The organism is Methylobacterium nigriterrae (genome assembly GCF_037106235.1).
Classification (GTDB): Bacteria; Pseudomonadota; Alphaproteobacteria; order Rhizobiales; family Beijerinckiaceae; genus Methylobacterium; species Methylobacterium nigriterrae.
In genome coordinates this window covers 1-9,066 of record NZ_JBAWTG010000165.1, presented here as the reverse complement: position 1 = coordinate 9,066, position 9,066 = coordinate 1, and the positions used below count along the sequence as shown (strand labels likewise).

Here is a 9,066-nt window from a genome sequence, read left to right as displayed (position 1 = left end):
CTTCCACACACTCAAGGTCGAACTCGTCCATCAGCGTTGGTGGGCAACCCGCGACGAGGCCCGTCGCGACCTGTTCGCCTACATCGAGGGCTACTACAACACGGTCAGACCGCACGGGTCATTGAGCTGCCGGCCGCCAGCCCCAGAGGTGTTCATGCCGGCCAGGCGGTCCGTGGTGGAGCTTTTCAGCTCTCAGTTTTAGAATGGGACTGCGCTCCGGGATCCATCAGCCTTTATCGACGTGAACGAGCGGCACACCCTTTGGAGCACACAAAGACCGCAAGTTCGCATAATCTGAGCTTTTTCTTCGCGTATGCGCCAGTATGGAACCGAATTCGGATCTTCTGAGAAGCCTTCGGAAGGTCTGAAGCTGGCCGCGCGGTGCCTTGCGGTAAAGGGCCAGTCTATCGGCCGTCCGCGGGGCCTTGCGGGCACTCGGCTCTACTTCCGACAGCGCTAGGCTGGGTCGCGCCCCCGCCATGGCCAGCATGAGGGGCCAAGATCGCCCCTCAATCCGCGCCGAATCCGCCCGAGATGACGCGCTCGCCGAGTTTTCGGTCCACCATCCGGACCGTCCGGTCAATCTCGGCGTCAGGCGCGCCGAGCTGGTGCGAGATCAGCTTCACCAGCACATCAACCCGCTCGATGAAGGGCGCCCCGCTCGCCACCGCCCGGGCGGCCGACGAGGGGTTGAGCAGGCTCTCGGCCGCCTTGGCGTACTTCTCGAACGGCACCTGGTCCTTCGGGTCGGCGCCGAGCCGCTGGGCGATGGCGTCGACATGCTCGTAGATCCTGCGCGAGCGCGCCAGATCGCCGTGCACGGCGTCGCGGATCGATTGCGGCTCCTCCGGCGTGACGCAGCGGTAGTTGCCCGTCAGCAGCATCGACCACTTGGCGAGCGGCACGAACAGCGAGTCGAACACCTTGAGCCTCACCGGCACGTCCTGCCCGTCGAGGCGCACCGCGTCGATGTCTGCCTCCAGCTCGCGCAGGAGTTGGTTGTGGGTCTCGTCCGCGAACGGCGCCGCCTTGAAGTTCGTCGGCAGCCCGACGTGGAGAACATTCGCACCCTCGCCCGGCGGGCGGTAGGCCTGCGGATCGGGCGAGCAGAGCGTGACCAGCCCTGGCTCGAACCGGTCCCAGACGCCGGCATTGGTGTAGGCATACTCCAAGTCCATGTTGGCGAGCGCCGGGATGCGCCTGAGGTAGGGCAGGGGCGGCATGTTCATGAGTGAGAGACAAGGCCGCTTCGCCTCAGAAATCTTGATCATCAGGAGGCGGATCGAGTAGTCATTGTATTGCGGCTCCTGCATGGCGAGCCCGACCAAGTCATAGCGAGACACGTCGACATCTTCGGGCGGCATCGCGTCTAAGGTGCCAGGCAGATCGCGCGAGCGGATCGCGCGGTGCTCCAACTCGTCGCGCAGCTTGATGCGGACCTCGGTGCCCTCGCGGTTGATCAGGTCGGCCGTCTTCTGACGGCAGACCAAGGTCACGTTGTGGCCGGCCATCAGCAGCTTCGTGCCGAGCAGCGAGCCATATGAGGCTCCCAGGATCAGAATGTTGCGTGGCATGCGCTTCTTCCCAGAACTTGTGTTGCTGTTTCCGCGAACGCGGCGATGCCAAACTCCGGAGCCTCACGGCGCGCTGGGCCTTTCACGTTCGAATTACAGCACGCAGCCAGGCTGTCTGCCCACTGCCCCTTCAGCCGTAACGAGGGGCCGGATCTCACCTTCGGCCCGCTCGGCGATCGTCGTCTCGGCGCGTTTCTTCGCGTGGGTTCCGACGGAAGGAAACTGGTTTGGCTCGCCTACCGTTCCTCGGCCCGGCAGTAATGCCGGTACGGACCTAGCGGCGCTCCAGCCCGCCCGGCATCCGCGGGAGCTGGCTCTTTCGTGAGTCGCTCATCCGGCGTTATCCACTCGCTCGACACGGATCTGGATGCGCTCGCCTTTCGCCAGCGGGCGGGCGTCAACTTCGCCGCCGATGACCTTGTATGCCTGACCCTCAATGACCGGCATGGACCCGTCGAGTTCATGAGAGCCGGCTGGCATATCCCAGGGCGCTTCGACGACGAGCCATTGCTCGTTGAGCCTCTTCAGAACATGAGGCGTCCAACGCTTTCCAGACATCGTGTCCGTCTCCGCCAGCCCGAAGCGTACACCCGGTCGCTCCTGCAGTCTTATCGACCACGCATCCGCCTGCTCACGCGAGCTCATGCCGCGGCAGGCCTTTCTACGCCACCCGAGTGTTCCTGCTTCGCAACAGCGAATCAGCTGCGAAGATGCAAACCTTCGTCTTCGGAGAGTGACATTCCTCCGGCATGGTTACGAGGGGGCAGCCCGATCAATCTCGCGTAGCCGATCGACAAAGCCCCGCAGCCTCACGGCTCGCGGGGCCTTTCGTAGGGCGCTTTGGATCCGCTCACAAAGCTCGCGCGAAGCCAGGGAGCAGGTCGATCGCCTGCGCCGTGTCCTGAGACAGCCGGGCCTCGGTGAGTTCGACCTCGGCATCGGCCTTCACGGCCTGCCGAACCAGCGCGACGGCCTCTTCCGGACTCTCGGTAAGGGCGGCGTAGAACATCGTCAGCCGACCGTTCCGCATGCCCTCGTCGCACCAACTCACTTTGACGATGTGGGCGGTCTGGTTCGGCTCGATCATGCCGGGAGCCTATCACCGCTCCTGAGGCACAACCATACGACTATGACCATCGCGGCCTCTGTCGCCCCAGGTTAGCTGACGCGTCGTGCCACCGCCTCACTGGCCTGCCCCTCACGTCGCCGCCTCCGCCTTCGCCGAGTTGCCGAGGTCGAGCAGGCTCCGGCGCCAGGTAGTAGGTCAGTTTGAAATCCGTCCTGTTTGACCCTGCCTTGGTCCAAGCGGTTGCGCGTGCCATGTTGTTGATATGACATCACAGGAAGAATGTGTGGCTACCCTACGGGGGTTCGTTGATCGCGCCGATCGCGAAGAATTTGGCCCGGCTCATGTTGTTGCCCCCTAAAGACCGGACGGGGTCTCCTGGGTTGATCGAGCGATGAACTCTCGCGGGGTGTTGTTGCCCCCTAAAGACCGGACGGGGTCTCCTGGGTTGATCGGGCGATGAACTCGCGCGGCGAGCCGTAGCCCAGCGCGCGATGAGGGTGAAGGTCGTTGTAGTGCGCCAGCCAAACGGGAAGGTGGCGCAGCACGCTCTCGGCATCCGGCAGGATCGAGACGCGCACGTAGTCGCGCTTCAAGGTCCGCACGAACGCCTCGGCCATGCCATTTATCCGGTATGTGACCTGCGGTGCCGTCGGGTTCCCCTGTTCTCCTTCGAGCGCAGGCGTATGGTGAGCCCATCTGGGACGCGGGGCACCGGGAGCACGAAGGTGCGGGCAGGCCGCCGTCAGAGACTGGGCTGAGAGCCCGAGCTCGTTTTATGGCCGCCCCTTGCGACTTTCCCGGATGCGCTGCGAGCGCGGATCAGTAGCTGTCGTGTTGCCCGCCGGCTCCCGTCGTCACCAACGAGCCAGACGCCGAGGAGATGGGCATGCGCATCATCGGTTTGGATATCCACCGCGCCTTCGCGGAGGCAGTGGCGTGGCAGGATGGTAAGCTCAAGCGGTTAGGCCGCGTCATCATGCGCCGCGAGGACCTCGTCGTCTTCGCGCAACGTCTGTCGAGAGCGGACACCGTCGTGGTTGAGGCGACCGGCAACGCCGCCTCCGTCGCTGCCGTGCTCACGCCTCACGTCAGGAAGGTCGTGATCGCCAATCCCAAACAGGTGCGCCTCATCGCGCACGCCAAGATCAAGACCGACACCATCGACGCCGGCGTGCTCGCCCAGCTCTACGCGAGTGGCTTCCTCCCCGAGGTTTGGATTCCGGACGAGCCAACCCAGGCTCTGCGCCGGCAGGTCACCCGGCGCAATCAGATCGTGCGGCAGCGCTCGCGGCTTAAGAACATCATCCAGTCGATCCTGCACGGTCACCTGGTCCCCTCCTGCCCGCATCAGGATCTCTGCGGGCCGATGGGCCGAGCCTGGCTCATTGAGCAGATCGTGCCCGAGGACGAGCGGCTTGCCATCGAGCGGCACCTTCGCGAGTTCGATCGGCCCGGCGAAGACCTGAAGGTGGTCGAGCGCGACTTGGCGCGTTCGGCGCTGGCGGACGATAGCGCCAAGCGGCTGATGACGATCCCGGGCGTCGATATGGTCGTCGCCCTCGCGTTGACGGCGGCCATCGGCGATGTGACGCGTTTCGACGAGCCTCAGAAGCTGGTCAGTTACCTCGGCCTGAACCCGAGTGTCCGGCAGTCGGGTCCCGGACCGGCCTACCACGGCCGGATCACGAAGCAGGGTCGCGGTCACGCCCGGGGCATGCTCGTCGAGGCAGCCTGGGCCGCGGCGCGAGCGCCAGGTCCGCTGCGCGCCTTCTTCCTGCGGATCCGGGTGCGACGGGGTCAGCACGTCGCGGCGGTGGCGACCGCGCGCAAGCTCGCGATCGTGATCTGGCATCTGCTCACGAAGGGCGAGAGCTACGTCTGGGCTCGGCCCTCGCTGCACGCCAAGAAGCTGCGCGATCTTGAGCTCAAGGCAGGACACGGGGCGGAGCGGGGCCGGAAGGGGGCAGCGCACGCCTACAACGTGAAGAGCCACCGCGAGGAGGAACGGCGCTGGGTCGAGCAGGCCGAGGCCGCCTACGCGCGCTTCGTGGTGGGCTGGAACGCGCACGGACCGAAGCGGGTACGCACGGGTGCCGCAACCGAGGTGCGACGATAGAGGCTGCGCGGCAGGGTCCACACCTCACACCCTGCTCTTCGCCACGCGGTCGCCCGTGCGCCCGAGGAGAATACCACAGATCCCCGAGAAAAGCCCTTGTCGATCACATCAGTGCTCTGAGGGCTCTCCAGCGGCGTCGTTTTCGGGATCAGGCCGAGCTCGCGAGCGAAGCGGCGCGTGTCGCGGGCCAAGTAGCAGCTGCCGTTGTCAGTCAGCCACTCGATCAGGCTCGGCAACTGGTTGACCGACCCGAAGCGATGCTCGACGGCCGCCACCATCAGGTCGCGGACGTCCTCGCCCGTGATGCCCGCCGTGGTTGCCACGTAGCTCATCGCCTCCCGGTCGCAGCAGTCGAGCGCGAAGGCGACCCGCACTCGCTCGCCATTCTCAGCCGCGATCTCAAGCCCGTCCGAGCAGAGGGCCTCCCCACCCGGTCGGAGACCGGGCGGGGACCCGCCCAGCGCGTGTTGCGCACGGCCACCACCACCTTGCCCTCGTGACGGCGCGTCTCGGCTCCGCCCGCGTGCCGCTGAAGCAGGAGGTCGTGCGCCTTCATGACCCGGTAGACGCGCTTCACGTTCGGCGCAGGCCGGCCGTCCCGCTCGGCCTGCCGGCGCAAGAGGGCGTGGACGCGCCGATAGCCGTAGGTCGGCAGATCAGCGATGAGCGCCTGGATCGCGCCGAGTAGCTCGGCGTCGGGCGCAGGCGGACGGCCGCGTCGCGCCATGGGCTTCCGGGCGGGGGCCGTCTGCCGGGAGGAGGCGAGGTGCGGACGCGATACGCCCAAAGCCGAAGCCACTGCGCTCACCGGCCGTCCCCCGGCCACGAGGTCATGCGCAACGGCAACTTTTTATGGATGGCCCGCCCCTCACCGAGCTGCGCTGCTAGGTTTGCAGCGCGGCTCACATGAGGGACGGAGCGGAACGATGACCATCGCGGTTCTCGGGATTGATCTGGGCAAGAACAGCTGTAGCCTCGTCGGTCTGGATGCGACTGGTGGGGTTGTGCTGCGCCGGCGCCTGCGGCGCGAGTCGGTCATTGCCTTTGGGGCGAAGCTGCCGGCCTGTGTCGTGGCGATGGAGGCTTGCTGCGGGGCGCATCACATGGGCCGCGCCTTGGCCGCTCAAGGGCACGCCGTCCGACTGATGTCACCGGAATACGTGCGGCCCTACGTCAAGGCGCACAAGAACGACGACCGCGACGCCGAGGCCATTGCGGAGGCCGCGACACGCCCGACCATGCGCTTTGTGACGCTAAAGTCCGAGGCGCAGCTCGACGTGCAGACCCTGCACCGGGTGCACGACCAGCTCGTCGGAGAGCGCACAGCGCTACGAACCAGATCCGCGCCATCCTCCTGGAGCGCGGCCATGTCGTCGCGCAGGGGCGCGGACCGCTCGCGGTGCGCTTAGCCAACCTGATCAACTCCGAGGATGGAGAGCTCACGCCGCGCATGCGGGCCCTGATCACAGACGTCCGAGAGCGCTGGCAGGATCTTGATCAGCGCATCGCGGCGCTTGACGCCGAGTTCGCCGAGCAGGCCCGCACCGACGAGAACGCCCGTCGGCTGACGACCATCCCGGGCATCGGCGCGCTCAACGCGACGGCGCTGGTAGCCGCAATCGGAGACGTGACCACCTTCGCATGCGGCCGTGACCTGGCCGCTTGGCTCGGCCTCGTGCCTCGCCAGGTGACAACAGGTGGCCGCCCCCGGCTCGTGGGGATCACGAAGCGCGGCAGCAAATACCTGCGCAAGCTGCTGATTCAGGGTGCACGCGCCGTCATGCCGACGCTCCGCCGAAGCGAGAGCCGTCTCGGCGAATGGTTGCGCGGGCTTCTGGCGCGGGCCCACGCCAATGTCGCCGCGGTGGCCTTAGCGGCTAAAATGGCGCGAACTGTTTGGGCGCTGCTGCGCCACGAGCGGGTTTACGAGGCCGCGATGACAGCGGCCTGATTGGGACTGGCTGGCCCTGCGGGTCGGCCCACGACGTCTGCGGGTGGTGAGAGAAAGATGGCCTAACAGTCGATCGGCGTCCTGCAAACCTCTGCCCCCAAATGGCGTTCGACGCCGAGCTTTTTATGAGGGGCAGGACGCGCGGATCTCCATCTTGGCCCATGGGCAACCGGGAGGCCGGATACGTTGACGTAGACTGCTTAGACCAGTCGATCCGAGCCACTTGCGGACGGGGCGGGCCATACGTTGGGGACGGCGACCCGCTCCATCGCCTCGCGCAAGATCTCGGTTTCCAGCGTCTTCTTGCCCAGGAGCCGCTGTAGCTCGCGGATCTGCTGCAGGGCGGCGCGAAGCTCGGAGGCTGGCACCACCTCCTCGCCGGCCCCGGCGGCCGTGAACGCGCCGCGCTCCATCAGCCGACGCCACGTGAACAGCTGGTTGGCGTTCAGCCCGTGGCGGCGGGCGACGAGCGAGACGGACTGGCCGGGCAGATACGTCTCCTCGACGAGGCGCACCTTCTCCTCCGTGGTCCAGTGCCGCCGGCGCTGGACGGAGGTGATCACCTCGACGCGCTCGGCGCGGGGCGGGTCGTTGAAACTCACCGTAGGGTCGGTCATAGGCACACACTTCCACAAGCGTGAGCCCCTGTCCGGTCATTGAGGGGGCTACTTCAGCTCAGCACGCGATCCTGCAATATGCACTTCAGTTCGGCGACGCTTCGGAGGCAAGCACTGGCCTGTCGGCCCTTAAAGCGGCGCTTGCGGTCGCTATCCCGCATGAGCAGCTCCATCCCCTTCAAGGCGCGCTCTACACGATCGTTGATGCAATGATCGACCGAACGATGACTGAGGTGTCGGCACACGCAGCTGATCGATCTCAATGATCGGCAGCAAACAAATTCAAACTGACCTACTACCTGGCACCGGCCGAGGTTGACTACGGTTAATGCTAGAGCGTGTTACGGACCTGGGTCTAAGTGTCTGTGATCGCTCGTCAATCCAATTGGATGCTGGGCAGAAAGTTTGTTGCTGTTCAATGGTTTTGCGTTGGTGCGTAACACGCTCTAGCCTCAGCAGTATCTGCGACTGATGCAGGATGAAGATGCAGGAAGGTCGCTTCTATCGCACGCGTGATGGACGGATCGCCGGCCCCCTCGCAGCTCGGGACGGCCGTTCAGGGTCTGGCCCGAAATTCGCTGGGCCGAAATTAGGTTGAGTGATGGGAGCAAGCATGATTCCGAGGCGAGTTTGAACCCTGCTGGGATGTGCCATGTGGACGGCTACGACGCGCCAGCGGCATAGCCGTGATGAACTGCGCTCCGAAACCGATCTGACCGACGCTGAGTGGGCCCTCGTCGCGCCGCTGTTGCCCGAGCCACACGTCAGAGGATGGCCGCAGAGCTGGTCTCTGCGTGAGGTCATGAACGCGATCTTTGACGTGTTGCGCGGCGGAGTGGCTTGGCGGCTTCTGCCAAAGGATTTCCCGCCCCGAACGACGGTCTATCGCTGGTTCAGTGCCTGGCGGGACACCGGACTTTTCGAGCGCCTCAGCCACCGGTTGGTGATGGCCGAGCGCTGCCGTGCTCGACAGCCAAAGCGTGAAGACCACCGAGAGCGGCGGCCCGCGCGGCTACGATGCCGGGAAGAAGGTCAAGGGCCGAAAGCGCCAGGTGATGGTGGACACGGATGGGCGGGGCCTCATCCGAGAGCCGCAGCCGGCCAACGTTCAGGACCGCGACGGCGCTGTGCCGGTGCTGCGCTTGTCCCGACGCTCGTTCCCATTCATCGTCAAAGCCTTCGTCGATATGGGCTTTGCCGGGCCAGTCCCAGCCCGAGCAACCTGCATCCTGATCGATGTCATCCGCAAACCTGCTGATCAGGTCGGCTTCGCCGTGCATCCACGTCGTTGGGTGGTTGTTTGATCGCGACCTTGCTCGTCAACTCCCTTCTCGAATGCCCTTCTGCTTTGCTACAGCATCGCCGCCGGATCGCGGTTGTTTCCGCGGTCGGCCCTGATGGCTGCCGCACCATGCGCCTCGAGACGAGGCCTCACCATGTGGAGCGCGCGGTCCGGTCAACCTGGGTATTTTCGCGAAGGGATCAGATGGAAACGGTCACCATCGTTTTGGCATTGTTGCTGGCGGTCCTCGTCAGTGGCGCTCTCGGTCGGCTCCTTCCTCTACCCCTTCCTCTGATCCAGATTGTAATCGGTGTGGCCTTGGCGCTCGGCCCCCTGCCAAGCACGTCGCTCGATCCTGAGATCTTCTTCCTGGTGTTCCTGCCTCCGCTCCTGTTCTTGGATGGCTGGCGCATCCCCAAACGCGATCTCTTCCGTGACGGAAAGACCGTTCTGGCGC

At 65.3% G+C, this 9,066-nt stretch carries 8 protein-coding genes and 4 pseudogenes; 5 read left to right on the top strand and 7 right to left on the bottom strand.

From position 1 onward, the window contains the following. A partial coding sequence (locus WDW90_RS32630) for an IS3 family transposase (RefSeq protein ID WP_336491775.1) occupies window positions 1-202 on the top strand: 202 nt, incomplete at its 5' end. A gap of 307 nt (window positions 203-509) precedes the next feature. On the opposite strand, the gene WDW90_RS32625 is transcribed toward WDW90_RS32630, so the two are convergent. The 4 genes and pseudogenes from WDW90_RS32625 to WDW90_RS32610 all read right to left on the bottom strand — a co-directional run. After that, entirely contained in the window at window positions 510-1,574 is a 1,065-nt protein-coding gene (locus tag WDW90_RS32625; RefSeq protein WP_336491774.1) for a ketopantoate reductase family protein, read from the bottom strand. A gap of 330 nt (window positions 1,575-1,904) precedes the next feature. Further along, window positions 1,905-2,219, bottom strand: a complete 315-nt coding sequence (locus WDW90_RS32620) for a hypothetical protein (protein WP_336491772.1) — start codon at window positions 2,217-2,219, stop codon at window positions 1,905-1,907. 205 nt (window positions 2,220-2,424) lie between these two features. Continuing rightward, on the bottom strand, window positions 2,425-2,661 hold the full coding sequence (locus WDW90_RS32615; protein ID WP_336491771.1) for a hypothetical protein: 237 nt from the start codon (window positions 2,659-2,661) through the stop codon (window positions 2,425-2,427). Window positions 2,662-3,062: 401 nt separating this feature from the next. After that, window positions 3,063-3,269, bottom strand: a pseudogene (locus WDW90_RS32610) (integrase core domain-containing protein); the annotation flags it as partial. A 275-nt stretch (window positions 3,270-3,544) separates the two neighbouring features. On the opposite strand from WDW90_RS32610, the gene WDW90_RS32605 reads away from it, so the two are divergent. Next, window positions 3,545-4,759: an IS110 family RNA-guided transposase gene (locus WDW90_RS32605; RefSeq protein WP_431311173.1), complete on the top strand. Its 1,215-nt coding sequence runs from the start codon at window positions 3,545-3,547 to the stop codon at window positions 4,757-4,759. On the opposite strand, the gene WDW90_RS40975 is transcribed toward WDW90_RS32605, so the two are convergent. Beyond that, window positions 4,678-5,133 (bottom strand): DDE-type integrase/transposase/recombinase, encoded by a 456-nt coding sequence (locus WDW90_RS40975; protein WP_431311172.1) that lies wholly within the window; start codon window positions 5,131-5,133, stop codon window positions 4,678-4,680. The genes WDW90_RS32605 and WDW90_RS40975 overlap by 82 nt on opposite strands. Then, complete coding sequence (locus WDW90_RS40970; RefSeq protein ID WP_431311171.1) at window positions 5,088-5,486, bottom strand: IS3 family transposase; 399 nt, start codon at window positions 5,484-5,486, stop codon at window positions 5,088-5,090. The genes WDW90_RS40975 and WDW90_RS40970 overlap by 46 nt, the downstream gene beginning before the upstream one ends. Window positions 5,487-5,685: 199 nt before the next feature. Here WDW90_RS40970 and WDW90_RS32595 point away from each other — a divergent pair. Then, a pseudogene (locus tag WDW90_RS32595) lies at window positions 5,686-6,710 on the top strand (IS110 family RNA-guided transposase). Between the two features lie 263 nt (window positions 6,711-6,973). Here WDW90_RS32595 and WDW90_RS32590 read toward each other — a convergent pair. Then, window positions 6,974-7,327, bottom strand: a pseudogene (locus WDW90_RS32590) (transposase); the annotation flags it as partial. A 652-nt stretch (window positions 7,328-7,979) separates the two neighbouring features. On the opposite strand from WDW90_RS32590, the pseudogene WDW90_RS32585 reads away from it, so the two are divergent. Both WDW90_RS32585 and WDW90_RS32580 read left to right on the top strand, forming a co-directional pair. Beyond that, a pseudogene (locus tag WDW90_RS32585) lies at window positions 7,980-8,625 on the top strand (IS5 family transposase); the annotation flags it as partial. A gap of 188 nt (window positions 8,626-8,813) precedes the next feature. Continuing rightward, window positions 8,814-9,066 (top strand): cation:proton antiporter domain-containing protein (locus WDW90_RS32580; protein WP_336491768.1); only part of this gene is annotated, 253 nt, incomplete at its 3' end.